This is a genomic window from Streptomyces sp. NPDC034103 (genome assembly GCF_055575395.1).
In genome coordinates this window covers 306,108-331,796 of sequence record NZ_JBVISS010000001.1, presented here as the reverse complement: position 1 = coordinate 331,796, position 25,689 = coordinate 306,108, and the positions used below count along the sequence as shown (strand labels likewise).

The 25,689-nt window shown below is 70.7% G+C and carries 20 protein-coding genes and 2 pseudogenes; 8 read left to right on the top strand and 14 right to left on the bottom strand.

From position 1 onward, the window contains the following. Window positions 1-101: 101 nt before the first annotated feature. Window positions 102-2,189 carry an autotransporter gene (locus ACZ56U_RS01490; protein WP_469081978.1) on the bottom strand — a complete coding sequence of 696 codons (2,088 nt, stop codon included), beginning with the start codon at window positions 2,187-2,189 and terminating at the stop codon, window positions 102-104. Window positions 2,190-2,393: 204 nt separating this feature from the next. On the opposite strand from ACZ56U_RS01490, the gene ACZ56U_RS01485 reads away from it, so the two are divergent. Then, a complete protein-coding gene (locus ACZ56U_RS01485) occupies window positions 2,394-3,470 on the top strand; it encodes a glycoside hydrolase family 43 protein (protein ID WP_469081977.1) in 1,077 nt (358 codons plus the stop codon). Further along, window positions 3,467-4,876, top strand: coding sequence for an RICIN domain-containing protein (locus ACZ56U_RS01480; protein WP_469081976.1), 1,410 nt, complete (start codon window positions 3,467-3,469; stop codon window positions 4,874-4,876). The genes ACZ56U_RS01485 and ACZ56U_RS01480 overlap by 4 nt, the downstream gene beginning before the upstream one ends. Window positions 4,877-4,883: 7 nt before the next feature. Here ACZ56U_RS01480 and ACZ56U_RS01475 read toward each other — a convergent pair whose 3' ends face one another. Next, entirely contained in the window at window positions 4,884-6,566 is a 1,683-nt protein-coding gene (locus ACZ56U_RS01475) for a rhamnogalacturonan lyase B N-terminal domain-containing protein (protein WP_469081975.1), read from the bottom strand. A gap of 192 nt (window positions 6,567-6,758) precedes the next feature. On the opposite strand from ACZ56U_RS01475, the gene ACZ56U_RS01470 reads away from it, so the two are divergent. The 3 genes from ACZ56U_RS01470 to ACZ56U_RS01460 all read left to right on the top strand — a co-directional run bounded on the left by ACZ56U_RS01470 (window position 6,759) and on the right by ACZ56U_RS01460 (window position 11,859). Next, on the top strand, window positions 6,759-7,805 hold the full coding sequence (locus ACZ56U_RS01470; protein ID WP_469081974.1) for a rhamnogalacturonan acetylesterase: 1,047 nt from the start codon (window positions 6,759-6,761) through the stop codon (window positions 7,803-7,805). 164 nt (window positions 7,806-7,969) lie between these two features. Continuing rightward, complete coding sequence (locus tag ACZ56U_RS01465) at window positions 7,970-9,661, top strand: DUF2264 domain-containing protein (protein WP_469081973.1); 1,692 nt, start codon at window positions 7,970-7,972, stop codon at window positions 9,659-9,661. 137 nt (window positions 9,662-9,798) lie between these two features. Further along, complete coding sequence (locus ACZ56U_RS01460) at window positions 9,799-11,859, top strand: PE-PGRS family protein (protein ID WP_469081972.1); 2,061 nt, start codon at window positions 9,799-9,801, stop codon at window positions 11,857-11,859. On the opposite strand, the gene ACZ56U_RS01455 is transcribed toward ACZ56U_RS01460, so the two are convergent. Continuing rightward, window positions 11,849-12,127 carry a hypothetical protein gene (locus ACZ56U_RS01455; protein ID WP_469081971.1) on the bottom strand — a complete coding sequence of 93 codons (279 nt, stop codon included), beginning with the start codon at window positions 12,125-12,127 and terminating at the stop codon, window positions 11,849-11,851. The two genes, ACZ56U_RS01460 and ACZ56U_RS01455, sit on opposite strands and share 11 nt — an antisense overlap. 94 nt (window positions 12,128-12,221) lie before the next feature. On the opposite strand from ACZ56U_RS01455, the pseudogene ACZ56U_RS01450 reads away from it, so the two are divergent. After that, window positions 12,222-12,589, top strand: a pseudogene (locus tag ACZ56U_RS01450) (VOC family protein). Window positions 12,590-12,603: 14 nt separating this feature from the next. Here the strand turns inward: ACZ56U_RS01450 and ACZ56U_RS01445 are convergent. Beyond that, window positions 12,604-13,392: an alpha/beta fold hydrolase gene (locus ACZ56U_RS01445; protein ID WP_469081970.1), complete on the bottom strand. Its 789-nt coding sequence runs from the start codon at window positions 13,390-13,392 to the stop codon at window positions 12,604-12,606. After that, on the bottom strand, window positions 13,385-13,972 hold the full coding sequence (locus tag ACZ56U_RS01440; RefSeq protein ID WP_469081969.1) for a TetR/AcrR family transcriptional regulator: 588 nt from the start codon (window positions 13,970-13,972) through the stop codon (window positions 13,385-13,387). The genes ACZ56U_RS01445 and ACZ56U_RS01440 overlap by 8 nt, the downstream gene beginning before the upstream one ends. Before the next feature lie 165 nt (window positions 13,973-14,137). Between ACZ56U_RS01440 and ACZ56U_RS01435 the strand changes: the two are divergent. Next, a pseudogene (locus ACZ56U_RS01435) lies at window positions 14,138-14,859 on the top strand (VOC family protein). A 60-nt stretch (window positions 14,860-14,919) separates the two neighbouring features. Here the strand turns inward: ACZ56U_RS01435 and ACZ56U_RS01430 are convergent. The 9 genes from ACZ56U_RS01430 to ACZ56U_RS01390 form a co-directional block, all read right to left on the bottom strand. Continuing rightward, a complete protein-coding gene (locus ACZ56U_RS01430; RefSeq protein WP_469081968.1) occupies window positions 14,920-15,507 on the bottom strand; it encodes a hypothetical protein in 588 nt (195 codons plus the stop codon). A gap of 44 nt (window positions 15,508-15,551) precedes the next feature. After that, entirely contained in the window at window positions 15,552-16,352 is an 801-nt protein-coding gene (locus tag ACZ56U_RS01425; protein ID WP_469081967.1) for an ABC transporter permease, read from the bottom strand. A gap of 5 nt (window positions 16,353-16,357) precedes the next feature. Further along, entirely contained in the window at window positions 16,358-17,161 is an 804-nt protein-coding gene (locus ACZ56U_RS01420) for an ABC-2 family transporter protein (protein WP_469081966.1), read from the bottom strand. Window position 17,162: 1 nt separating this feature from the next. Beyond that, window positions 17,163-18,158, bottom strand: a complete 996-nt coding sequence (locus ACZ56U_RS01415; RefSeq protein WP_469081965.1) for an ABC transporter ATP-binding protein — start codon at window positions 18,156-18,158, stop codon at window positions 17,163-17,165. Between the two features lie 171 nt (window positions 18,159-18,329). Continuing rightward, entirely contained in the window at window positions 18,330-19,205 is an 876-nt protein-coding gene (locus tag ACZ56U_RS01410) for a carbohydrate ABC transporter permease (RefSeq protein WP_469081964.1), read from the bottom strand. After that, window positions 19,202-20,167, bottom strand: a complete 966-nt coding sequence (locus ACZ56U_RS01405; protein ID WP_469081963.1) for a carbohydrate ABC transporter permease — start codon at window positions 20,165-20,167, stop codon at window positions 19,202-19,204. The genes ACZ56U_RS01410 and ACZ56U_RS01405 overlap by 4 nt, the downstream gene beginning before the upstream one ends. Window positions 20,168-20,187: 20 nt before the next feature. Next, window positions 20,188-21,444, bottom strand: a complete 1,257-nt coding sequence (locus ACZ56U_RS01400; protein ID WP_469081962.1) for an ABC transporter substrate-binding protein — start codon at window positions 21,442-21,444, stop codon at window positions 20,188-20,190. Between the two features lie 487 nt (window positions 21,445-21,931). Continuing rightward, entirely contained in the window at window positions 21,932-23,164 is a 1,233-nt protein-coding gene (locus tag ACZ56U_RS01395) for an ROK family transcriptional regulator (RefSeq protein ID WP_469081961.1), read from the bottom strand. A 115-nt stretch (window positions 23,165-23,279) separates the two neighbouring features. Further along, window positions 23,280-24,533, bottom strand: coding sequence for an FAD-binding protein (locus ACZ56U_RS01390; RefSeq protein WP_469081960.1), 1,254 nt, complete (start codon window positions 24,531-24,533; stop codon window positions 23,280-23,282). Window positions 24,534-24,637: 104 nt separating this feature from the next. Here ACZ56U_RS01390 and ACZ56U_RS01385 point away from each other — a divergent pair, with 104 nt between their 5' ends. Continuing rightward, window positions 24,638-25,645: a hydroxyacid dehydrogenase gene (locus ACZ56U_RS01385; RefSeq protein ID WP_469081959.1), complete on the top strand. Its 1,008-nt coding sequence runs from the start codon at window positions 24,638-24,640 to the stop codon at window positions 25,643-25,645. Window positions 25,646-25,689: the final 44 nt, after the last annotated feature.

Sequence of the window (25,689 nt, the reverse complement as noted above, 5' to 3'; positions counted from 1 at the left end):
ACCCCGCGAACAGGCGGGTGCGCCGGAACCTGACCCGGTCGGTCCCGCCGCGGGGCGCGCCCGGATCCGAGCCGGCCCGGAGCCGTACGCGTCGACCCTGCCTACGCCGCGTGCCGCCCGCCCCGCCGGTTCCCGCGCCGACGCCTCGCCGCCGGGACCGCGAGGCCGCCGAGCAGGCCGACTCCGAGGGCGTACGGCCACCAGCCGAGACGGTCGTGCGTCGCGTCACCCACGGCGCTGGTCGTCACGGCGGCGGAGGACGACGTCGATTCCGGGGCCGGGGACTTGTGCGAGGTGGCGGCGGTGAGCACCACGTCGTTGCCGTCGCCGCCCCGGTAGCTGATCCGGTAGGTGGTGTCGGCGAGCCTGACCTTCGCTCCCTCCTTCCACCCGGCGAAGGCACCGCTGGTCCTGGCCTCACCCGTGTGGTTCAGCACGGTGATCTCGCGCGCGGGTGCCCTTCCGGCGGCCGCGAGGTCCAGGCCCCCGGCCAGCCGGACCGTGCCGGACACCCTCAACGGCTTGTCCCGCACCACGAGTTCGCCCCGCACGCTCTGGGTGTAGTTCCCGGAGACCGAGACCCCGCCGCCGACGACCCCGTCGTTGGTGACCGAACCCTTCACCGTGCCCGTGCCGCTCAGCGCGGTCGTCACCCGCAGCCCCGCCGTCCCGGCGTCGAGGCGCGCCCCCGGAGAGGTCAGCCGGATCGCTCTGCTGTGCCGGAGAGTCGCCCCCTGGCGCAGGGCGAGGGTGCCCTTCCGCACCGTGGTCGTCCCCGTGTACGTCACCCCGCTCCCCGTCAGGGTCGTCGTGGCGGCGCCCGTCTGGGTGACCGATCCGCTGCCGCTGATCCGGGACAGGGTCAGGGCCTTGCGGGCGTTGTTCAGCACCAGCGAGCCGTGGTCGACGACCCTGTACAGGCTGCCCGCGGTGTACAGTCCGCCGTCGCCGCCCTTCCGGCCGCTGCCGAGCCGCAGCACCGCGCCCTTCTCGACGGTCGTGGAGCCGTCGTAGTACTGCACGGCGGCGAAGGTGACCTCGTTTCCGCGCGTACCGGCGATGACGACGTCCCCGGCGCCGGGCGCCGACAGGGTGTCGTGGAACCTGCCGCCGCCGATGGGGGCGCCGAGTGTCACCGGGCCGTTGTAGTCGAAGGTGAGCCGTGAACGGGAGCGCGCCGCGAGGAGGTTGATGTAGACCGTCTCCGCCGTGCCCGGCATGAAGATCCTGTGGGTGGTGCCGTCGCCCCAACGGACGTTCGCGCCCTTGATGTTGGTGCCGCGCTTGTTGACGTTCTTGCGCGCGGGTGTCCAGTTCAGGGACGGGTCGCTGAGCGAGGGGTCGGTGTCGCCGCCGCGGTCCGACCAGCTGTACTGGCCCGTCAGGATGACCTTGCCGCCCGGCCGGGACTGGACGTTGATGTCGCTGCCGTACTCGCGCTGGTAGAAGTCCATGCCCTGGGTGACGGTCTGCCCCAGTGGGGTGTCCACGGTCCAGGTGCCCTGGTTGAGGATCTTGCGGACGTTCGGCAGCGAGGTCGCGAACTCCGGTCGCCCGGCGTTGACCTGCGTGCCGTTGTCGATCACCCCGGAGAAGGAGTGGGTGCCCGACAGGTCCCAGGTGCCCCAGAGGAAGCGGGGCTGGGTGATCAGTCCGGAGCCGCTGATGGTGCCCAGGTTGTAGGCGGTGTCCTTCAGGGAGAGCCGCAGGGTGCCGTCGACCCGGATGTTGTCCTGGTTGAGCGCGAACTGCGGGGTGCCGTAGGGGAAATGGCCGATCAGACCGGTCGCGCCGCCGTTGCCGTACTGGAGCGTCGCCCCGCGGGCGACCGTGATCGCGGGCGGGTCGGGGTCGGTCGTGGTCACGTAGGGATGGTTGCCGCCCTGGACCGACACCTTCTGCCGCCGCCGGGACTCCGGCAGCTGGACGTCGCTGTTCCTGGTCAGGATCAGCGTCCCGGTGCCACGCACGGTGAGTGTGCCCTCGCCGCGCAGAACGCCGTCGTACGTCGTGGTCCCGGAGGGCACGGTGACGACCGTGTCGCCGGTGAGCGTGACGTCCCGGCCCGCGAGCACGTCGGCGGTGATGTCGCGGGTGCCGGCCGCCTGGGCCGGGGGAGCGGTGATCAGGAAGGCGACCGTCGCGAGGGCGCCGGCTGCGGCTGCTGTCTTGTGGGTATGGCTGCGCACGGTGACGGAGACGGGACGGACCGGCCCTCGATAACAGAAAAGTGGCCGTGAACAGGCGCCCCGTAGAAAGCGCCTTCTCCAGTCGCGTCCGACCCGTTGACCTCCTCGTTCCCCAGCCTTACCTTTCGGCTGTTCGCAATGACAACAGATGTTCTCAATATCGAACATCACTCTCAGGACACCCCCCTCCGAGAGGCAGTCCGTATGAGCCGCACTCCCGACGTCCCCGACAGGCGACTGCTGCTGAAAGGCGCCCTGGCCGCGGGCGCCCTGGCCGTGACCCCCACCGCCGCCGCAGCCGCACCGAGCCCCAAGAAGACACCCCCGTTCGTGAACCCGCTCGTCCACAACCGCGCCGACCCCCACATCCACCGTCACTCCGACGGCCACTACTACTTCACCGCCACCGCCCCCGAGTACGACCGGATCATCCTGCGCCGCTCCCGCACCCTGAACGGACTGGCGACCGCACCCGAGTCGGTCATCTGGACCAAGCACGCGACCGGTCCCATGGGCGCCCACATCTGGGCGCCGGAGATCCACCGCATCGGCGGCAAGTGGTACATCTACTTCGCCTCCGCGCCCGCCGAGAGCATCTGGGACATCCGTATCTGGGTCCTGGAGAACGCGAGCCCCAACCCGTTCAAGGGGACGTGGGTCGAGCGCGGCCAGCTGAAGACGGCGTGGGAGACCTTCTCCCTCGACGCCACCACGTTCACCCATCGCGGTACCCGGTACCTCGCCTGGGCCCAGCACGAGCCCGGCATGGGCAACAACACCGCCCTGTGGCTGTCGAGGATGGCGAACCCCTGGACCCTGACGGGCCCTCAAGTACGGCTGTCCACCCCCGAGTACGACTGGGAGTGCATCGGCTACAAGGTCAACGAGGGGCCCTCGGTCATCGCCCGCAACGGCCGGCTGTTCATGTCCTACTCGGCCAGCGCGACCGACTTCAACTACTGCCTGGGCCTGCTGACCGTCGACGCGGACGCCGACCTCATGGACCCCGCCAACTGGTCCAAGTCACCGACGCCGGTCTTCACCAGCAACGACACCACGAAGCAGTACGGCCCCGGCCACAACAGCTTCACCGTCGCCGAGGACGGCCGCACCGACGTCCTCGTCTACCACGCCCGCCAGTACAAGGAGATCGTCGGCGACCCGCTGAACGACCCCAACCGGCACACCCGCGTCCAGAAGCTCGGCTGGCACGCGGACGGCACCCCCGACTTCGGCATACCGGTGGCGGACACCGCCATGACCACGGAGGTCGCGTCATGAGGCGTGTGTACGCGGTACTGCTCGGCCTCTGTCTGGCGCTGGCCGGCGCCCTCGCCACCGCGGGCCCCGCCCAGGCGGCACCCCAGAAGATCATCAACGGCACCCAGTTCACCGACGGTTCGGGCAACCCCGTGCACGCCCATGGCGGCGGGGTCCTCAAGGTCGGCTCCTTCTACTACTGGTTCGGTGAGCACCGCAACAGCGACAACACCTTCCGGTACGTCGACGCCTACCGCTCGACCGACCTGAAGAACTGGGAGTTCCGCAACCACGTCCTGACCCAGTCGAGCGCCGCCGAGCTGGCCTCCGCCAACATCGAGCGCCCCAAGGTCATGTACAACGCCGCCACCGGCAAGTTCGTGATGTGGATGCACAAGGAGAACGGCACCGACTACAGCGAGGCCCGCGCCGCCGTCGCCGTCTCCGACACCGTCGACGGCAACTACACCTGGCAGGGCAGCTTCCGCCCGCTCGGCCAGCACATGTCCCGGGACATCACGGTCTTCGTCGACAGCGACGGCACCGGCTACATGGCGTCCGCCGCCAAGGAGAACTACGACCTGCACATCTACCGGCTCACCGCCGACTACACCGGCATCGCGAGCCTGGTCGCCAACCCCTGGCCGGGCGGTCACCGCGAGGCCCCGGCCCTGTTCAAGCGGGGCGGCGTCTACTTCATGCTGACGTCGGGCGCCACCGGCTGGACCCCCAACCAGCAGCAGTACGCCACCGCCACCTCCCTCGCCGGCCCGTGGAGCGCGATGGCGAACGTCGGCGACTCCACCACGTACGGCTCGCAGACCGCGTACGTCCTGCCCGTGCAGGGCACGTCGGGCACCTCGTACCTGTACCTGGGCGACCGCTGGGGCAACTCCTTCGGCGGCACGGTCAACGACTCGCGTTACGTGTGGCTGCCGTTGACCTTCCCCAGCTCCACCACGATGTCGATGTCCTGGTCCCCGGAGATCACCGTCGACACCGCCGCCGGGACGATCAGCGGGACCAGCGCCACGTACAACACCCTGATCGCCCGCAACAGCGCCAAGTGCGTCGACGTGCCGAGCCAGTCGGTGTGGCAGGGCGTCGCCGTCGCCCAGTACACCTGCAACGGCGGCACCAACCAGAAGTTCTGGTTCAGGGACCTCGGCACCGGCTACTACCAGCTCGTCGGCCGGGGCAGCTCGCTGTGCCTCCAGGAGAACGCCGCCGGTGTCACCCAGGAGAACTGCGCCGCTACGAACGCCCAGCAGTGGAGCCTCACGGCCTCCGGCAGCTACTGGCTGGTCAAGGCCCGCGCCACCGGAGAGTGCCTGGACGTGAACGGCGCGTCCACCGCCAACTCCGCCGCGATCATCACGTACACCTGCAACGGAGCGACCAACCAGCAGTGGACGCGCGGGACCTGACGCGCAATCAGGCCAGCAGGTCGATCGCGTCGATCGAGGTACCGGCACTGAGGAAGGACGTTGACCCCGAACCGCTCGCCACGTAGATCTTCAGCGTGTTGTAGGCGCTGGTGTCCGTCAGCCAGGCGGACGCCGGCACGCTGTAGGTGAACGTGTGGTTGTTGCCCCGGTACGAGCCCACGGTCAGCGACCGGGTGCTCGGCTGGGTGGGCGGGGAGGGGACGGCGGACGTCCAGGTGTCGTTGATGACGACCTGGGGACGGCCGTTGGCGTACGCCGTCGTCACACCGATGCGCAGGGTGTGCGCGGCGGCGGCCTGGGCGGCCGTCAGCTTGAAGTAGACGATGATCCCGCTGTTGACGTCCTTCCACAGATAGCAGGGGAACGCCGAGGTCTCGGTGCCGCTGCCGACGACGACGTTCCCGGTCCAGGAGGCGGCGCGGACGTCGGACGGATGGGCGTACGTCATCAGATCGGCGTTCTTGAAGCCGCTCGGCGTGCCGTTCCAGTCGTTGACGCGCCAGATCGCGCTCGCGTTGCTCGGGTCGTTCGAGGACGGGATCGCGAGGGAGTTGAGGGTGGTCGTGGCGCCCGCGCTGACGCTCACCGAGGTGGTGAGGACGGCGAGTTCACCCTTGAAGACGGTCAGCGTGTACGTCCCCGGAAGGACACCCCCGATGGAGAAGTAGCCGTCCGAGGACCGTGCCGAACCCCAGTACTGGGCGGCGGAGTTGGCGAGCCCGACCGTGTAGGGGTACGCCGTGTTCCGGCCGGTGATGCCGACTCCCGCGACCTTGCCCCGACCGCTCGCGGGGACGTAGCCGGAGATGCCGAGCGAGTCGGCCCACGAGGTGGTGAGGGTGCCCGGGTACAGCGCGGAGGAGGGGGCGCCGCCGTCCGTGAAGGCGATGACGTAGGGGCCCTGGAGTCCGAAGCGCTGGGCCTCCGTCTGGTTCTCGCCGTAGTACAGGATCTCGTAGAGGCCACCGCCGTCCGCGCTCTGGTGGCGCAGCAGGGAGCGGTAGAAGGGGCCGCCGGAGGCCTTCTCGTGGTTGGAGCGCACGATGTACAGGCCGACGCTGCCGGTGGTCCAGCCGACGTAGTTGTAGTCGATGACCCGGGACTTCGTGTAGTGCTTCGAGCGGGTCTGGCCGTCGGACTTCGCGAAGACGTCCTGGGCCTCGATGGTGGTGGGCGCGTAGGTGTAGGAGTCGGACTCGTCGTTGAGGAACTTGCCCGCGTTCACGCGCAGGATGTAGCGGGTCGCGCTGACCGAGGCGTCGGCCTTGTTGGTCCACAGATAGATGTTGTTCTCACCGCTGCGGGCCGCGTAGTAGTGCTTCAGCGTGCCGTACGCGACCGAGATCAGGATCGTCGTACCGGACTGCTTGATGCTCACGGTGGAGGTGCCGAGGCCGGACTCGATGTGCGAGTTCTTGCCGCCGTAGCCCTGGTACTGGGTGCCCTTGTAGACCAGCGAGGTCAGGTCGCCGTTGGTCTTGCTGACCTTGAAGACCAGGCTCGCGCCGGTGTCGACGACGTAGTTCGAGCCGTCGTCGGACCAGCCGAAGGCCGCGGCGGACGCGGACTGGGCGAGCGGCCCGGCGAGTGCGGCCGTACCGGCGGCGGCCGCGGCACCGACGACGAAGGTACGGCGTCCGACCGGTCTGTTCACGGCGGGTCCGGACATGGGGGTGCCTCCTTCGAGACATGGGGGGTGGAGCGGGTGAGAGCGAGAGTGACAGTTGAATCGATTTCGCGAAAGGGCTTTCGCTCGCTGGAGGTTGGCAATCTTGTGAAAACTGCGTGAGGTCTAGAAAGCGCTTGCCGATGCGGGTACGGTCCAGCCGCCAGGCCTTGTCACGTGCCGTAGGAGCCTCGAATGAGACGTTTCAACCTCGCCCTGCTGGCGACGGTCGCGCTGAGCACCGCCCTGACCGCCGCACCGGCCCATGCCGCGCCCGACCGGCACCGCCCGCTCGGCCTCGACAACTGCACCGCCACCGCCTGCCACTTCGACGTGCCCGCGGGCACCTACGACGTGAAGGTCCTCCTCGGCGGAGAGGCCGCGTCGAGCACCGGCGTCAGCGGCGAGACCCGCCGCTCCCTCCTCCCCGAGACGGTCGTCCCGGCGGGTGAGCGGGTGGCCCGCAGCTTCACCGTGAACGTCCGCACCCCGGAGGGCGAGCCCACCGGGGCCGAGGGCACGGCCGGCCTGGACCTCGTCCTCGGCGGCTCGGCCCCCGCACTCGCCGACATCAGGGTCACCCCGGCCCGGCACACCCGCCAGATCTTCCTCGTCGGCGACTCCACCGTCTGCGACCAGCCCGGCGACCCCTACTCCGGCTGGGGCCAGCAACTGCCCCAGTACCTGCGCAAGGGCGTCTCCGTGGCCAACTACGCCGACTCCGGCGAGAGCACGGTGACGTACCTGTCCAACCCGCAACTGTTCGCCACCCTCCAGCCGTTGATCCGCCGCGGCGACCTCGTCCTGGTCCAGCTCGCCCACAACGACAAGACCACCGACGAGGTGACCTACCGGACGAACCTGGAGACACTGGTCGCCGGTATCCGCGAAAAGGGCGGTGAGCCTGTCCTCGTGACGCCGATCGTGCGACGCTGGTTCAACTCCGACGGCACCCTGAACAACAACACCGCACTCCTGGTCAACGGCCTCGGCGTCGACCACCCCGCCGTCATCCGCTCGGTCGCGGCCGACAAGGGCGTCCCGTTGATCGACTTGACGGCGAGGACCAAGTCGGTCGTGGAGTCCTTGGGAGTCGAGGGTTCCAAGGGCCTCTACCTCTACAACGAGAAGCGGGACAACACACACACCTCCGTCCGCGGGGCCACGGTGTACGCCGGTCTCGTCCGCGACGAACTCGTCGCCCAGCACCTGCTGCCGGCAGGCCGGGTGCGGGCGGAATGAGCCCCTGGGGCGCCTCGACCGGAACCGAGGCGCCCCAGGCCTGTACGCCCCGTTGGCTGAGCCGTTGTCACAGTGCGGGCCGGTGGGGCTGGTCGCGCAGTTCCCCGCCCCCCTGAAGGGGCGCGTCACCGCACCGGACGTTGTGAAGAAGCGAAAGAGAACTCATGCACCTTCCTCCCGCCGACCGCATCCGCAGCCCGTACACCGGTTACACCCGCGCCCACTGGGAGGCCGCGGCCGACGCCCTGCTCGCCGCGACGGAGCCCTATGCCGCCGAGGGCGGCGCCCTCTACCACTTCCCCGGCGACCGCACGAGCTGGTCCGGCCGGCTGTCCGACGGCCTGGAGGGCTACGCCCGTACGTTCCTGCTGGCCGCCTTCCGCCAGGACGAGACCGCCCTCCAGCGCTATGCCGAGGGTCTCGCGGCCGGTGTGTCCGGCGTCTGGCCGCGTATCGAGGATCGCAGCCAGCCGCTGGTGGAGGCGGCGTCGATCGCGGTGGCCCTGCGCGTGACCCGCCCGCTGCTGTGGGACCGGCTGGACGAAGGGGTACGGCAACGGGCCGCGGCCTGGCTCGGCGACGCCCTGACCGCCGAGGCCTGGCCCTGCAACTGGGAGTTGTTCCCCGTCACCGTCGGCGGCTTCCTGGAGGAGATCGGCCACGAGCCCGAGGCGTCCCGCAAGGCGATCGAGCGCGGGCTGGGGCGGATCGAGGAGTGGTACGTCGGCGGCGGTTGGTACACGGACGGCGACGGCCGGAAGTTCGACTACTACAACGGCTGGGCCATGCACCTGTACCCGGTGCTGCACGCCTGGTTCTCCGGCGACAGCCGACTGTCGGCCCGCTACGGCGAGCGCCTTCAGGCCCACCTCGCCGACTACGCCCGCCTCTTCGGCGGCGACGGCGCCCCCCTGCACCAGGGCCGCTCCCTGACCTACCGCTTCGCCACCACGGCGCCCCTGTGGCTCGGTGCCCTCACCGGCCGCACCCCGCTCACCCCGGGGCAGACCCGGCGGTTGGCGTCCGGGGCGCTGAAGTACTTCCTCGACCGGGGCGCGGTGAACTCCGAGGGCCTGCTCACCCTCGGCTGGCACGGCCCCGACGACGCCCTCCTCCAGGGCTACTCGGGCCCGGCCTCGCCGTACTGGGCGAGCAAGGCGTTCGTCGGTCTGCTCCTGCCGCCGGACCACGAGGTGTGGACAGCCGAGGAGGAGCCCTCGCCGGTCGAGCGCGCGGACGAGGTACGGCCCGTCGCCGCCCCCAACTGGCTGCTCCAGTCGACCCGTTCGGACGGCGTGGTGCGCCTGCACAACCATGGCAGCGAGGACGTCCGCTACGACCCGTACTACACCCGCCTCGCCTACTCGACGGTGACGGCGCCCGCACCGTCGTACGACAACAGCGTGATCGTCGGCGGTGATCCGAGCCGCAGCGGTATCGAGCCGCTCGGGGTGGGCGACGGCTGGGCGGCGTCGCGGCACGCGGCCGGCGGGGGAGCGCGGGTGACCAGCGTGGTGCTGGCGCGCGGGGCGGTGGAGGTGCGGGCCCATCTGGTGTCCGGGGCCGAGCCCGGGACGTCGGTGCGGATCACCGGGTGGGCCGCCCGTGAGGGTGCCCGGGCGGAGGCGCTGCCCGCCGTCGGCCTCGACGAGACGCTGACCGGCGTCACCGATGAGGGCGGCACGCTCTTCGTCGCCGTGGTCCGGCTCACCGGGGACACGGACCCCGTGCCGCTGGACGAGACGGTGACCGTACGGGTCGACGACGCGGGCGCGTTGGCGGTCCGGTGGCGGGATGGGGGCGAGGCGCTGGTGCGGGTGGCGGATGCCGTGGTGGAGGTCGTCTGCCCGGGCTGAACGGGGCGGTGGCGTGGGCGCGTTGGCGGTTCGGTGGCGGGATGGGGGCGAGGCGCTGGTGCGGGTGGCGGATTCCGTGGTGGAGGTCGGCTGCCCGGGCTGAACGGGGCGAACGGTGTTCGGGCAGGATGGGGGCCATGAGTGGGGGCGACGCACGCGTGGAACTGCTGGAGCGGGCCGGACTGGAGGCGGTGGGGGAGCGACGGGTCGAGGAGGTCCTGCCGCCGCCGTTCGCGTGGTGCCATGTCGTCGGGTGGGAGGTGCGGCCTGCCGCGAAGGTCGCCGCGGACCGCGCCGACCTGGTCGCCGAGATCAACGCCCAGTGGTACCGGCTTGCCCGCGAGACGGGGATCCTCGACGCGGACGGGACCTTCCTGATCGACGCCGGGGGCCCGTCCCGGCAGTGGCGGCGGGTCCGGCTCACCGCCGAGTGGGACCTCGCGGGCGTGCTCGGGGAGCGGCCCGGACAGCCGGAGTTCCTCACCTTGTCGCCGGACGGCGACACGCTGCTGGGCGTCACGACCGAGGAGTACGAGGTCTGGCTGGTCGCCGTCGACCGGATCAGGGAGCGGCGCGAGGAGGTCGCGCGGGCCGCGGGCCAGGAGACGGCCGAGGAGCGGGCTGCCGCCTGGGAGTCGCTGTTCAGACGGCCCAGGCCGGCGGAGAAGGTGCTCGACGCCTGGGCGAACGGTCTCTCCCTCAACCCGGCGGTCCCGAAGGAACTCCGGTCCCGGTTGACGCGCAGATCGTCGTACGCGATGTACGGCGCGCTGCCGGCGGAAGCCGTGGACGCCGCGCTGTCCGACCCGGAGTGGAGCGTGCGGTCGAGGGCCGTGCAGGATCAGCCGCACATCACTCCCGACCAGTGGGCCCGGGTGATCCTCGGCGAGCGGGACGAGCGGCAGCGGTGGCTGCTCACCATGATCGCCGCGGACCGCGCGGCCGAGCTCGACGAGGACACCTGCCGCCGGCTCGCCGCCGACCCGTCCTCGCGGGTGCGCGGTGAGACCGCCCGCCTCGGATGTCTGCCCGTCGCCGTGGCCCTCGCGCTGACCGCCGACCCCGACGACCGCGTACGGGCCGTGGCCTGCCAAACGGCCTGGCCGCATCTCGATGCCGCCGCACGCGCGTCGCTCGTCAACGGGCCTCCCGGCTACGCACGTTCGCGGTCCCGGCTTCTGCACCACCGCGAACACCCCATGCCCCGGCCGGTGTTCGAGACACTGGAGGAGCGGAACCTCCAGCAGGAGGCCCTGGAGACCTGCCTGCTGAGCCGCGACCTCGCCGAACACCTGGCGCGGCACGGCGACGCGGACGAGCGTCGCTCCCTCGCCCGCAACCTGGCCGTGGATCCCGATCTCGTCGCCCTCCTCGGCCAGGACACCGACGTGTGGGTCCGCAACACGGTGGCGCAGCGAGCCGACCTCACCGAGGAGCAACGCGCCCGCATCGACTTCGTCTTCGACCCCAAACAGCACTCCTGGGCCCTCGACTGGATCGTCACCCTGCACCAGGACGAGGACGCGATGCGGCGCCTGGCCGCCTCCGCCCACCCCCTGGTCCGCAGAAGCGTCGCCCGCGCCCCGCATCTGCCGCCGGACGTCGTCGCCCGCCTCGCCCGCGACGAGGACCGTGTCGTCCAGCTCTTCCTCGCGGAGTCCTGCGACGACGCGCCCGCCGACATGCTCCTGGAGGTGTGGCAGTGGTGGGACGGCGGCCTCACCACCCCCGACCGCCCGCGCGGCCACCCCAACTTCCCCCGCCACGACCTCCTGCGCTACGCCGACGACCCCCGCCCGCGGATGCGCCGACTCGCCCTGGACGACCCGGAGTCCACCCCCGAACTGGTGGAACGCCTCAGCCGGGACACGAGCGAAGAGGTCCGCTGCCGCGCCGCGTCCGATCCCCGGCTCTCGGCGACGGCGGCCGCGCGGCTCCTGGAGGACCCCCACGAGCACATCCGGCTCGCCGCCGCACTCCACCCCCACCTCCCGGCCCGGCTCCTGGTGCGCCTGCTGAGGACCAGCACCGGCAACGCGGAGGCGGCCGCCCGCAATCCGGGGCTGCCCGTCGAGGTGATGCACCGGATGGTCGAGGTGCTCGAGAGCGAGACGCCGGACGGGGATGGGAGCGAGACGGACGGGGGTGGGAGCGCGACGGACGGGGGTGAGGGCGGGACCGACCCGCTCAGGGGGTGAGGCGGCTGATCCGCAGCGTCTTCGTCGTCGGCGACGCGCCGGTGAGAGCGCTGGCGTACGACGGCGTCACGGGCACGGACGCCCAGGTCAGGCTGCCGTCCTTCTGAACGGCGATGTCACCGGTGATACGGGTGCTCACCACCTGGTCCGCACTTCGGAAGGTGCCGTTCCAGTCGATGAGCCGCAGATGGGTGCCCGCGAAGGTGCCGGTGCAGGTGCCGTCCTCGCAGACACGGCGGTGGCTGGTGGTGCGTCGTGCTGAAGTCATGCCCTCCGGTCGCCGCGGGTGCGCGAAGGGTTGCCGGTCGCGGTGATCTGGTCCCCGTTGATCTCTTCCGGGCGCGTCCACGACAATCCCTCGCATGACTTCCGCCATCCGTCACACCACCATCGACTGCGCCGACGCCTACGGCCTCGCCACCTTCTGGTCCCAGGTCCTCGGTCTGCCCCTGCACGACGACGACCGACCCGGTGACGAGAGGCGTTGATCGAGGAGGCCAGGCTGCTCTTCGTCACCGTGCCGGAGGCCAAGACGGTCAAGAACCGGGTCCACCTGGACCTCCAGCCGCAGGACCGCACCCGGGACGAGGAGGTGGAGCGCCTGATCGGCCTCGGTGCCGCACTCCTCGACGACCGGCGCAACCCGGACGGGACCGGCTGGGCGACGATGGCCGACCCGGAGGGCAACGAGTTCTGTGTGGAGCGCAGCGCGCGAGAGCGAGCCAAGTAGCGGGGGCCCCACCGTCAGGACGAGGCGCCGAGCAGCGTTTCGGTGAGCCGGTCGGCGAAGGCTCGGGGGTGCTGGAGGGCGCCCAGATGTCCGCCGGGGAACTCGGCGAACGGCACGCCGGTCTTCTCGGCGACGAACTCAGCCGTGCGGTACAGGAGTTGGCCGCGCGAGTCCGTTCCGGCCGCCAGGGTCAGGGGCGCGGCCGCCAGGGCGGTGAGGTCGGGGTCGTAGGAGGTGAAGGGGACGAGGACGTGGGCCAGGAAGAGGGCCGCCGGGGTGTCCAACTCCTCCTCGCGGGTGAGGGGTTGGCCCGGGGGCAGCGCCGGGGCGGGCTGGTCCGTGAGCCCGGCGGTCATACGGACGGCGGCGGCTCTCGGGCCCGCCGCGCGATAGGTGTCGTACACCTCGCGGAACATGGCCCGGTGTCGGGGCCCGTCCGGCAGCAGGCCCACGCACGGCGGCTCGTGCGCCACGACGTGCCGCACCCGCTCCGGGTGCCGGGCCAGCAGGTCGAGGGCGACGACAGCACCGGCGCTCGTGCCGAGAACGTACGCGCTCTCCCCGTCCGGCAGGACCCGGTCGAGCACACGGCGGGCGCTGTCGCTCCACTCCTCGACGCGCTGGTCGTCGACGGGGGAGCCGAGCCGGCCGTGGGCGAGACCGAGCGGGTCGCAGGTGACGACGGTGAACCGGCCGGCCAGCGCCTGCGCCAGCGGTTCGAGCCCCATGGGGTGACCCGCCCCGCCCGGGTGGACCAGGAGGACGGGACCGCTGCCCTGGACGTCGTGGTACGGCTCAGTCATGGGTGTCGCCCTCCTCGCGGGGCCAGTTCTGCAACAGGACGTGCAGGGCGTCGATGGCACGGTTCCACGACTTCTGTACGTCACGGGGGGCGCCGAAGCCGCCGCCGGCCTCCAGGGCGCAGTAGCCGTGGAAGGTGCTGCGCAACAGGCGTACGGCGTCGGTGAGATCGGGCTCCTCCAGGCCGTAGGCGCGGAGCATGCCGTAGGTGATCTCCGCGGTGCGGCGGAGGGCGGGGGAGTCCGCGACGAGCGACTGGTCTACACGGATCTGGGTGGCGGCGTAGCGGCCGGGACGTTCGCGTGCGAACTCCCGGTAGGCACCGGCGAAGGCGGCCAGCGCGTCCTTGCCGGCCCGTCCCGCGACGGCGACGGCGATCCGGTCGATCAGCTCGCCGCCCGCGAGCAGGGCGACGCGGGTGCGCAGTTCCTGGAGGTTGCGCACGTGGGAGTAGAGGCTGGCGTCCTTCACGCCGAAGTGGCGGGCCAGCGCGGAGAGGGTGACGTTCTCGAAGCCGACCTCGTCGGCGAGGTCGGCGGCGGCCGCCGTGAGGCGGTCGCGGGTGATTCCGGCGCGGGCCATGGGGGTCTCCGGGGGCGGCGAAAGAAACCTAGGGTACCTAGGTTACATCCTAGTGCATGAAGGCGGAGCGCGTTCAGGCCCCCGATATTGGGCTGCGGCTGATACCTGCGCGCCCCTAAGCTGCGGCCCCGGGATCGGGCGGCGGATCGGAAATGGGGCGCGGTTATGACGTGTCAGTTGTTCGCGTTGTGTCTCGGTGCGAGCGAGCCCCGACGGCTCGCGGGGTTCTGGTCCGGAGTCCTCGGGTGGGAGTCGGTCGGCGACGCGCACGGCGGCTTCACGCTGCTGCCCGCCGACGAGCGCGGCTTCCGGCTGCGCTTCCTCCCCACCCGGGACGAGAAGACCGGCCCGAACCGGATGCACTTCGACCTGACGAGTGCCGTTCCGGAGGACCAGCGGCGGACGGTGGACAGGGCCCTCGGGCTCGGCGCCCGGCACATCGACGTCGGCCAGCTCCCGGAGGAGGGCCACGTGGTGCTCGCCGACCCCGACGGCAACGAGTTCTGTGTCATCGAGGCGGGCAACGCCTTCCTCGCCGACACCGGATTCATCGGCGCCCTCGCCTGCGACGGCTCGCAGGAGGTCGGGTACTTCTGGAGCGCCGCGCTGGAGTGGCCGCTGGTCTGGGACCAGGACCAGGAGACCGCGATCCAGTCACCGCACGGCGGACGAAGATCACCTGGGGCGGCCCGCCGGTGGCGCCCAAGACCGGCCCCGGCCGACTGCACTTCGACCTCGCACCACCCGCCGGTGGCGACCAGCGGGCGGAGGTCGAGCGTCTGCTCGCCCTGGGCGCGAAGCGCGTCGACGGCGCCGGGGACGCCACGGGCCGGGTCGCGATGCTCGACCCCGACGGCAACGAGTTCTGCGTACTGGCACCCCGGTAGGGCCGGGAGTGGGACAGCCCCGTTTGGAAATCCCGGGAGGTGATCGCCGAAACGGCGGCGCTACGCCCCTGCCTCGCCCCGCAGCTCGTCGCCCCGTGCGCGGCAGCCCGCCGAGAGCGCGGACAGCGCCGCCCACACCGCCCCGGGCTCCTCGTTGTCGAACTCCACCGGCGCCTCACCGCGCCCGGTGACCAGATACGCCGACGGGTAGGACAACATCCCCCAGGGGGCGCGCAGATGACCGCGTGACAGGATGCGCTCGCACCCCGCGCAGCGCATCCACGGCACCAGCATCCGCCCGTCCTCCTCGACGGGCTCCATGTCGGCGTACACCCGCAGCGGCCCCAACCGGGCGCGTCCGGGCGGGAGTTCCAGCGCCGGGAGGGCCAGGATGTCGTCCTGGAGCCGGTCCCACACATCCCACTGCACGGCCATCGCGGCGATCTCGGCCCGGGTGAACTCGTCGACGGCCACGCCCTGTTCGTGCAGTTTCTCCACGAGCTGCCAGAGCCCGCCCTCCTGCTCCCCGATGGCCCAGCAGTCCTGGACCAGCTCCACGTCCTCGGCCGACGGCAGCAGTCCGGCGAGCCGCGTCCAGATCCTGCCCTCGGCGGCGTACGCCGTCACCTGTTCCTGTCGGTCGTTCATCGCGGCCGAGCGTAGCCGCCGGGACCTCGCGGCCCCGGCGGACCTCAGCCGTTCACCCCCGTGTAGTGCCGCAGGCTGTACCGCCACAGCCACCGCGCCCCCAGATACGCCAGCGCCCCGACCAGCGGCGAGGCCGCCGCCAGCCAGTACGGGACCCCGGTGTCATGACCGTGGCCGGTCAGCACGGCGGCCGGGAAGTAGGCGACGAACGCGAGCGGGAGGCCGTACGTCAGGAAGCCGCCCACCGCCCTGGGCAGCACGTTGAGCGGGTAGCTGCCGAAGGTGCCGAGCAGCTCCTCCAGCCAGCGCCCCCAGTAGTCGGCGGCCGGGAACCGCAGGGACGCGCAGGCCACGACCGTGAACAGGGCCGCCTCCAGAAGCAGGCCGCCGAGCACGGCCACCACCAGGTACGAGATCCGGCCGGCCGTCCAGTCGAGGTCGCTGCGGCTGAGCGCACCCGCCATCAGGCCCACCGCGACCGTCAGGTCGCCGATGGCGTTGGTGGGGAAGTACGACAGCTGGAGCTGGCGGTGGACGGGCATCGGACGGACCAGGTAGGTGTCGATGACACCCTCCTGGATGTGCCGGCCCAGACCGTGCACCCGGCCCAGGAACAGCACGAACAGACCGTGCGCCAGCATCCGGGTCGCCGGGATCAGCAGCACGTCCGAGCTGTCCCAGCCGCCCATCCCGGTGAACCGGGTCAGCAGCACTGTCGCGAACACGATCACCGACACCTGCCAGACCGCACCGATCGCGATCATCATCAGGAACTCGGAGCGGTACTCCAGCTGGGCACGGAAGTTCAGGCGCGTGATGCGCCAGGCGATCCGGACGGCGTTCACAGGCCTCACCCTCCCTGGGAGACGACACGGCGGGCGGCTCGGCGCCACAACAGACGGGTGAACAGGGCGAGCACGACGACCCAGGCCGCCTGGATCGCCAACTGCGGCCCCGCGTCAGCCAGTTCGATGCGGCCGATGTAGAGGGACAGGGGCACGCTCAACGTCGCCTGGAAGGGCAGGAAGGCGCTCAGCGAGATGAACCAGTCGGGGAAGAACCACAGCGGCGCGTACACGCCCGCCAGCAGGTTCTGCGCGAAGACCAGGATGAGCATCGCGGCGCCGTTGCGCAGGGTCCAGAAGCACAGCTGGTCGATGACGAGCATGACGTAGTAGAGGACCAGCTGGCCGAGGAGCAGGCTGAGCGCGAACACCCCCGCGACCGCGGCCGACCCGGGCGGTTCGACGACGCCGGCGGCCAGACAGACCGCGTAGCCGCCGAGTGCCCAGGCCAGACCGTACAGCTGCTCGCCGAGGGCCCGCAGGGCGTAGTACCGCTGCGGCTTCAGCGGGCGCAGGTACCAGTACACGATGGTGCCGAAGTGCATGTGCTGCAACACCGTGTCCCGGCCCGCGTACTGGTCCAACCCCCGCAGTCGGGACGCGAGTACGGCGAGCACGGCGTAGGTCACCGCCTGATCGCGGTCGAGTCCGGCGGTCGTGCCGGTGCTCGCGTACAGGCCGTGCCACAGGGAGGCCACCAGGACCACCTGCACGGTCAGGCGCAGCAGCGCGGCCGTCATCCGGGGCGGGGTGAGCAGTTCACCGAGCGGGGTGACGCGGGCGGCGCGCCAGGCGTGGATCGCCGCCATGTCAGACCTCCTCCGCATGGACGTAGGCGGCCCGCATCACGTCCTCGAGGTCCGCCTCGTCGAGCGCGATGTCGGTCACCTCGTAGGCCTCGATCACGGCTTTGAGTGCCTGGTGCACGGTCGGGGCGTCGGGGCCGTCCGGACCGAACACCAGGCGGGAGCCCGTGCGTTGGTGCAGGACGACACCCGGCAGCGGAACGAGGTCGGTGTGCGGGTCGGCGAGGGTGGTGCGGATCTGCCAGGTCGAGCCGAACTTGCGGCGGATCTCGTCGAGGGTGCCGTCGAGGACGAGGCGGCCGTGGTTGACCAGGACGACCCGTTCGGCCAGCCGCTCGACCTCCGTCATGTCATGGGTGGTGAGCAGGACGGTCCGGCCACGCTCCTCGACCTGGTGCCGCAGGAACTCCCGCACCTGCTCCTTGACCACCACGTCCATGCCGATGGTCGGCTCGTCGAGGAAGACGACCGGCGGGTCGTGCAGCAGGGCGGCGGCCAGGTCGCTGCGCACCCGCTGGCCGAGCGAGAGATGGCGCACCCGGGTGTCCCAGAAGGACGACAGGTCGAGCAGCCCGTCGAACTCCGCGAGCCGGGCGGCGTGTTCGGCCATCGGCACCTGGTAGATGTCCCGCAGGATCGCGAACGACTCGCGCACCGGCAGGTCCCACCACAACTGGGTGCGCTGCCCGAACACAGCGCCGATGTTGCGGGCGTTGCGCTCGCGGTCCTCGTACGGCACCACACCCGCGACCCTGGCGTGCCCGGCGGTGGGGGTGAGGATCCCGGTGAGCATCTTGATGGTGGTGGACTTGCCGGCACCGTTCGGGCCCAGCAGGGCGAGGAGTTCACCCGGGTCCACGTCGAAGCTGATGTCGGTGACGGCGTGCTTGGCGACCCGCTCCGGGTTGACCAGGGACCGGACCGCGCCGGTGAAGCCGGGTCGGCGGACCGTGGAGTGGAAGGTGCGGGACAGTCCGCGGACCTCGATGCTGGCAACCAAAAGACGTCAACTCCCGTGCCGGACAAACGAATCGCGGCCGGTCGGCATGGCTGCCGACCGACCGCGGACGACGTCTCGACAGTGTCGGAATGTCGATCAATTGGTCAATCGATTAATAGCTTTCCTACCCGGCCGTCTCACCTACCGGGCACGGGACGGAAGCGCCCCGGGTCAGCCCTTGATGCCGGTCTGCGCGATCCCCTGCACCAGCCAGCGCTGGAGGAAGAGGAACACCAGCACCAGGGGCAGGATGGAGATGGCCGTGGACATGAAGATCAGGTGGTAGTTGACGGTCTGGTTCGTCATGTACGCGGACAGCGCGACCTGGATGGTCCAGGCACTGGGGTCCTGGCCGATGACCAGGGGCCACAGGAAGGAGTTCCAGCCGCTGATGAACGTGATCGTGGCCATGGCCGCGAAGAAGTTCAGCGAGTTGGGCACGACGACCCGCCAGTACGCCCCCCAGTACGACAGCCCGTCCACCCGCGCCGCCTCCTCCAGCTCCTTGGGGAACCCCAGGAAGTACTGCCGGAACAGGAAGCAGGTGAAACCGCTGAACAGGCCCGGGATGATCAGACCCCGGTAGGTGTCCACCCAGCCCAGCGAGGACACCAGCACGAAGCTCGGCACGAAGGTCACGGCCGTCGGGATCATCAGGGTGACCAGCACGGCGTAGAAGATCTTGTTGGCGTGCCGGTACGGGATGCGGGCGAGGCCGTAGCCGGCCAGCGAGCAGATCAGCAGGATGCCGCTGGTGTGCAGGATGGCGACGACCCAGGAGTTCCACAGGGCCCGGCTGAAGTCGACGGTCTCGTCGTTGAACGGTTCGGTGATGTTGCCCCACTGGATGTCGGTGGGGAACCACTTCCAGTCCTCGCCCGTGATCTCCGGGTCCGTCATCAGGGCGTTGCGGACGATCAGGTAGAAGGGGATCAGGAACAGCAGGGCGGCGACACCGGTGGCGATGTAGAGGCCGGTGTTGCCGATGACCCGGCCGCCGCGCTGTGTACGCGGGGTCTTGCCGCTGTCAGGTGCGGTGGTGGTCACTTGGACTCCTCACCCCTTCCGAAGCCCATGATCCGGCCCTGGAACAGGGTGATGATCAGGATGAGCAGGGTCAGGATGACGGCGCCGGCGCTGCCCTGCCCGTAGTCCTGGTTCTCGCCGAGGGCCGTCTTGTACAGCTCCACGAGCGGGGGCTGGCCCCAGGTCGCCCTGCTGAGCAGGTTCCAGAACTCGTCGAAGGCCTGGTAGGCGGCGATCAGCAGGAGCAGGATCACCGCGGTGGAGGTGGCCCGCAGCTGCGGCAGCGTGATGTAACGGAAGGTCTGCCAGCCCGGCTTGGCGCCGTCGATGGCGGCGGCCTCGTACAGCTCGCCCGGGATGTTCTGGAGTGCCGCCAGGAACAGGATCATGTAGAACCCGGCCTGGAGCCACAGCCGGAGCGTCACGATGACCAGCCAGTACCAGGGCGGTTCGGGGTTGGCGAGCCAGGCGACGTTCTCGAAGCCGAACCAGCCGATGACGGTGTTCGCCATGCCGAAGCGGACGCCGTTGAAGATGGACATCTTCCAGATCAGCGCCGCGGCGACATAGGAGACGGCGGTCGGCAGGAAGAACACGGACCGGAAGAACGTCTTCATGAAGGTCAGCCGGTGCACCAGCAGCGCCAGGCCCAGCGAGAGCGCCCAGGTGGTGGGGACGATGAACGCGGCGAAGACGGTGAACGTGACGAGGGCCCCGGTGAAGTCGGGGTTGTCCAGGATCGCCCGGTAGTTGTCGAAGCCGATGAACTCGCTCGGCGAGACGGTGAACCGGGCCTCGAAGAAGCTGAGGTAGATGCTCCAGCCCATCGGCACGAACACGAAGATGATCAGGCCGATGAGGAAGGGGCTGGTGAACAGCCAGAAGTTGAGCGTGGCGCTGGCCCGCAGACTCCGCCGCGGCCGGTCCTTGCGGGACTTGGCCGGGGCGGAGGTCGCGAGGTCGATCTCCGTGGTGGTCGACATGGTGTGATCCGCCCGCCGGCCTATCCGAACAGCTTCTTGAGCTCGGCGTTGACCTTCTTGTCACAGGCGTCGAGCGCGGCCTCCGGACTGCCGCCCTTGCGCACGGAGTTGGCGATCACGTCGTTCACCGAGGCGATCATCGCCTGCGTCCAGGCGATGTTGTCGAAGTGCCCGTACTCGCCGAACAGCTTGACGCCCTCGGCCGGCAGGCCGGACTTCAGCTTGGTGGCGCTCTCCGCTATGGAGGTGCGCGGCGGGATGTGGAAGCCGTAGGACAGCGCCCAGTCCTCCTGGTACTTCTTCTGGTCGATCCACAGCCACTTGACGTACTCCTTGGCCGCGTCGACGTTCTTGCCCTTGGCGTTGACGAACATCGACCAACCGCCGTTGGTGACCGAGAACTTGCCGGCGTCTCCGACCTTCGGGAACGGGAAGATGCCGACGTCGTCGCCGAGCGCCTTCTGGATCACCGGCATCGCCCACATACCGCACCACTGGATCGCGGTGAGACCCTGGGTGAAGGCCGAGGGGTCCCACCAGTCGGCGGGGGCGTCGAGCAGCAGGTTGCCGCTGGTGAACAGCCGGCGCAGCTGCTTGAGGCCGTCGGCGACCGCGTCCGTGTGGTAGGCGATCTCGTTCTTGTCGTTCAGGGTGTCCGCGCCGGCCGACCAGATCAGCGGGTTCTGGATGGTCGTGATGTCGTTGCCGAGGAAGGCGCCCTTGACCTTGTCGGTGGTGAGCTTGTCGACCGTCTCGATCAGCTCTTCCAGGGTCTGGGGGACCTCGACCTTGGCCTTCTCGAAGAGCGAGGGGCGGTAGTAGAAGAACTGCGGGTCGTCGATCATGCGGACGCCGTAGATCTTGCCGTCGACCGTGTGCGAGGCGATGTCGGCCTGGTTGAAGTCGTCCTTGACCGGGTTGATGATGTCGGAGAGGTCCGCGACCTGCCCGCTCGTCACCAGCTGAAGCTGCGGGTGGAACTCGAAGACGTCGGGCGCGTTCTTGGTCAACAGGGCCGGGAACAGCTTGTTCTCGAAGTTGCTGCCGGTGATCCACTGCGTGGTGACGTTGGCTTCCTTGTAAGCCTTCGCATACCGCTTGATGGCCTGCTCGGTGCCCGCCTCGCCGTACGCGTGGAAGTACTGCACCAGGCTGTCGCCGGAGCTGCCGCGACCGGTGTTGCCGCCGCACGCGGCCAGTCCACCGGCGGCGGCCATGCCCATCGCGGCCCGCAGAACGGTTCGGCGGTCCCAGTTGACGTTCCTCATTGCCGACATGCTGACGTCCTTGTCTCGAGTGCGGCTGCGGCTCTGCGCCCATCGCTGGAGCGGCTCAGCGCCAGGTGGCTCACATGGACTTGCGGTGCGGGACGTTAACCTTCGGCTAAGGCTTCGGCAAGGGGTTGGACGAAGCCTGTCCGAAGCGTTGTGGAGCGTTCGGGATGCCGGACATCACAGACCGCGGGCCGCCGCGTCGGCGGTCCGCAACCGACCTGCGGGGCCTACGAGTTGTTGCTCCTGGGGTCGGTGGCTCGGGCGGGGCGACGCGCCCCGTTCCCAGCGGACGCGCCCCTTCTCAGCGGACCCGCGCCCTGTTCCTCGGCGAACGCGCCCAGCAGCGACACGCCCCGCCAACAGCGACACGCCCCGCCACCAGCGATGCGCCCCGCCGCCGCCCGCGACACCCCCGCCACCCCCGACACGGCCGGCAGCGACGCACCCCGGCTTCAGCGACGCACCCCGGCTTCAGCGACGCGCCCCCGCTTCAGCGACGCGCCCGCGCCGCGGTCGTGCGTCCGGGCGTTCTCTGTCCGACCGACTGCAGCGCCCCTTCCAGCGCGAACGTCGCCGCGCCCAGGCACACCGGGTCCGTGGGGATGGGGGACAGCACGATCTCGGTGGCGGCCATCGGCCGGGGGAGGGCGTGCCGGGCGACGGCCTCGCGCACCTGGGCGACCAGGGGCTCGCCGAGGGCGGCGGCGACCCAACTGCTGAGCACGACCACCTCGGGGTTGTACATGTTGACCAGGTTGGCGACACCGGCGCCGAGATAGCGGACGGTGGCCCGCACCGCGTCGACCGCCACGGGGTCCCCGCGCCGCAGTCCCTCGGCCAGCGCCGCGATGGTGGCCGTCTGGTCGTCCGGGTGCAGCAGCGGGCTGTCGGGGGCCAACTCCTGGAGATTCAGCATGATCCCGGACGCGCCGACGTACGCCTCCACGCAGCCGTGCCTGCCGCAGCGGCACAGTCGGCCGTCCAGCACGATCGTGGTGTGCCCCCACTCGCCGGCGCTGTTGCTCACGCCGCGGTGCAGCCCGCCGCCGAGGATCAGTCCGGAGCCCACACCGGTGCCGAGGTTGACCACCACGGCGTCCCCGCGCCCGCGGGCGGCTCCGAACCACAGCTCGGCCACCGCGGAGGCGCGCAGCGGGTTGTCCAGGTACAGCGGGTAGGCGATGTGCTCGGTGAGCAGGTCGAGCAACGGCACGTCGTGCCAGTCCCAGTTGGGCGCGTACTCGGAGAACCCGGTGTCCCGGTCCACCTGTCCCGGCACGCTCACCCCGACCCCGAGGACCCGCGCGCCCTCGACGCCGGCCTGTGCGACCACCGAGCCGACGGCGGCGGCGACATGGCCGACGACCTGCTGGGGGCGGCTCTCACCGGGCCGGACGTCCTCCTCGGCGCGGGCCAGCACGTTCAGCCCGAGGTCGAAGAGCTCGACATGGACGTACGTCTCGGCGATGTCGACGCCGATCAACGCGCCCCCCGACGCGTTGACCGCGACTAGTCCGCGGGGGCGGCCTCCCGCCGAGTCCTCGAAGCCGACCTCCGTGATCATCCGCAGGTCGAGCAGTTCGCCGACGAGGGTGGCGACCGTGGCCAGGCTCAGCCCGGTGGCGGCCGCCAGCTCCTGCCGGGAGGTGGGCGAGCGGGCGATGATCTGGCGCAGTACCTCGTAGCGGTTCGCGGTGCGGATGTCACGTGAGGTGCGCTTCATCGCGGCGTGCCCCCCTCCCTTCGGCTCCTGCCGGCACGACGACGGCACCGGCGCGGCGCAAGGCTATGGCCCGCCGCACCTTTCGACAAGGGGTTAGGAAAGGGGCTGTACAAAGTCAGACGGCGAGCACGTCCGCGACGAAGGCGTTGGCGAATTTTGCCTCAGGGTCCAGACCATTGGCCAATGCCCGGAAGTCGCCCAGCCTGGGGTAGCGGCCCCGCAGCGTCTCGCCCGCGGTGGTGAAGACCTTCCCCCAGTGCGGCCGCGGGTCGAACGGGTCGAGCGCAGCCTCCAGCCGCCGTACCACCGGCAGTACCGCCGCGGTGTCCGCGATCCAGGTGAAGTGCAGGGCCACCGTGTCGCGTCCGTACGACGGGCTCAGCCACTGCTCGTCGGCGGCGACCGTGCGCACCTCGCAGGTCTGCAGCACGCCGGCGACGGTCCGCCGGACCTGGTCGATCGCCTGGAGCGCCGCGACGGCGTGCTCGCGCGGCAGCAGGTACTCCGACTGCAGCTCCGCGCCGCTGCTCGGCGTGAACTCCGCCCGGAAGTGCGGCAGTCGCTCGTGCCAGGGCCCCGGCACCCCGAACTGCTCGGTGCAGTTGACCGCCGGCATCCCCGGCACCGGGTGCAGCTTCTCGGTGGCGGGCGCGGCCCAGGGGAAGTCGGCGAGCGGCTGGTCCACGCGTCGCTTCAGCCACACCTGCCGGAAGCCGGCCTCCCGCCAGTCGGTGAAGAGGCTGACGCTGTACGCCGCCGACATGACCGCCGAGAAGGCCGCGAAGTCCAGCCCGGCCAGCGGCAGTTCGGTGAACACGCGCTGCTCGACCTGGAACGCCTGTTCCAGGTCCAGGGTGAGCGCGGTGACCACCCCCAGGGCGCCGAGCGAGGTCACGGCGCCGCCGAAGCGGTCGTCACCGCGCCCGATCGTCACCGTCGAACCGTCGGCGACCACCAGCTCCACCTCGCGCACGGCCGAGGCCAGCGCCCCGTTGCCGACGCCCGAGCCGTGGGTGCCGGTCGCCACCGAGCCGGCCACCGAGATGTGCGGCAGCGAGGCCATGTTGGGCAGGGCGAGGCCGTGCGCGTCGACGGCGCGGGCCAGTTCGGCGTACCGGACGCCGCCGGAGACCCGTACCGTGCGGGCCGCGGTGTCCACGTCGAGCACCGGCGGCAGACCGGCGATCGAGACCAGCGTCCCGTCGGCGCCCGGCTCGGCGATCGTGTTGAACGAGTGGCCGCTGCCCAGCACCCGCACCTTCGCGCTGTCGGCCACGAGGGCCCGGAGCGCGTCGAGCGAACCCGGGCGGTGCAGCTCCTTGGCGGCGTAGGTGATGTTGCCCGCCCAGTTGGTGACCGTCTGCGTCATTCCTGTCGTCCTTTCTCTGGCATGTCGTCCGTTGACCCTCTCATCTGCGGACACCTAACGTAGAGAGCGTTTTCTATCGCTTTCCTCGACCGGGGGTCACCACTGTGCACGAGCGTCCCCAGGCGCTGTTCGCCATGACCGCCGCGAACCTGCCGCACGTCTTTCCGCCCGAGGTGCTGGCACGGCTGCGGAAAGCGGTGGAGATCGACCCGGAGCTGGTCGTCGAGGACTTCGCCGACCCGCGCGTCAGCGAGGTGCTCGCCCGCACGGAGATCCTCGTCACCGGCTGGGGGTGCCCCCGTATCGACACGGCCGTCCTCGACGCGGCGCCGGGACTGCGCGCGGTCCTGCACTCCGCCGGCTCCGTCAAGGGCTTCGCCACGCCTGGGATCTGGCAGCGGGGCATCGCGGTCTCCTCGGCCGCCGACGCCAACGCGCTGCCCGTCGCCGAGTACACCCTCGCCATGATCCTGCTCGCCGGGAAGGACCTGTTCGTCGCCCGTGAGCGGCTGCGCACCTCGCGGGCCCACCCCGGGTGGGGAATCGTCCCCGGCATCGGCAACCACGGACGCCGGGTCGGCGTCATCGGGGCGTCCCGCATCGGCCGCCGGGTCCTGGAACTGCTGCGCCCCTTCGACCTGGTGCCCGTCCTCGCCGACCCGTACGTCGACGAGCGGCGAGCCGCCGAACTCGGCGTGCCGCTCGTGGCGCTGGACGACCTGCTGCGCGGTTCGGACATCGTCACCCTCCACGCGCCCGAGACCCCCGAGACCCGTCACCTCCTCGGCCGCCGCGAGCTGGCCCTGATGCCCGACGGGGCGGTGCTGGTCAACACCGCGCGCGGCGGTCTGGTGGACCACGACGCCCTCGTCGAGGAACTCCGCACCGGCCGCCTCAGCGCGGTCCTCGACGTCACCGACCCCGAACCGCTCCCCGCCGACTCGCCCCTCTACGACCTGCCCAACGCGTTCGTCACCCCGCACCTCGCCGGCTCCCAGGGCAACGAGCTGGCCCGCCTCGGCGCGACGGTGGCCGAGGAGGCGGAACGGCTGGCGGCGGGCGGGGCGCCGGCGTACCCGGTGGACCTGGCGGCCCTGGAACACGGAGCCTGAAGCGGATTTCGTAGCCACAGGTGAGTGTGAGTGACGATATGCGC

Excerpts from the sequence above, each read along its gene's own strand:
- ACZ56U_RS01485 (WP_469081977.1), top strand. The coding sequence starts at position 2,394 with ATGAGCCGCACTCCCGACGTCCCCGACAGGCGACTGCTGCTGAAAGGC.
- ACZ56U_RS01480 (WP_469081976.1), top strand. The coding sequence starts at position 3,467 with ATGAGGCGTGTGTACGCGGTACTGCTCGGCCTCTGTCTGGCGCTGGCC.
- ACZ56U_RS01475 (WP_469081975.1), bottom strand. The coding sequence starts at position 6,566 with ATGTCCGGACCCGCCGTGAACAGACCGGTCGGACGCCGTACCTTCGTC.
- ACZ56U_RS01470 (WP_469081974.1), top strand. The coding sequence starts at position 6,759 with ATGAGACGTTTCAACCTCGCCCTGCTGGCGACGGTCGCGCTGAGCACC.
- ACZ56U_RS01465 (WP_469081973.1), top strand. The coding sequence starts at position 7,970 with ATGCACCTTCCTCCCGCCGACCGCATCCGCAGCCCGTACACCGGTTAC.
- ACZ56U_RS01460 (WP_469081972.1), top strand. The coding sequence starts at position 9,799 with ATGAGTGGGGGCGACGCACGCGTGGAACTGCTGGAGCGGGCCGGACTG.
- ACZ56U_RS01455 (WP_469081971.1), bottom strand. The coding sequence starts at position 12,127 with ATGACTTCAGCACGACGCACCACCAGCCACCGCCGTGTCTGCGAGGAC.
- ACZ56U_RS01445 (WP_469081970.1), bottom strand. The coding sequence starts at position 13,392 with ATGACTGAGCCGTACCACGACGTCCAGGGCAGCGGTCCCGTCCTCCTG.
- ACZ56U_RS01440 (WP_469081969.1), bottom strand. The coding sequence starts at position 13,972 with ATGGCCCGCGCCGGAATCACCCGCGACCGCCTCACGGCGGCCGCCGCC.
- ACZ56U_RS01430 (WP_469081968.1), bottom strand. The coding sequence starts at position 15,507 with ATGAACGACCGACAGGAACAGGTGACGGCGTACGCCGCCGAGGGCAGG.
- ACZ56U_RS01420 (WP_469081966.1), bottom strand. The coding sequence starts at position 17,161 with ATGGCGGCGATCCACGCCTGGCGCGCCGCCCGCGTCACCCCGCTCGGT.
- ACZ56U_RS01405 (WP_469081963.1), bottom strand. The coding sequence starts at position 20,167 with ATGTCGACCACCACGGAGATCGACCTCGCGACCTCCGCCCCGGCCAAG.
- ACZ56U_RS01400 (WP_469081962.1), bottom strand. The coding sequence starts at position 21,444 with ATGTCGGCAATGAGGAACGTCAACTGGGACCGCCGAACCGTTCTGCGG.
- ACZ56U_RS01395 (WP_469081961.1), bottom strand. The coding sequence starts at position 23,164 with ATGAAGCGCACCTCACGTGACATCCGCACCGCGAACCGCTACGAGGTA.
- ACZ56U_RS01390 (WP_469081960.1), bottom strand. The coding sequence starts at position 24,533 with ATGACGCAGACGGTCACCAACTGGGCGGGCAACATCACCTACGCCGCC.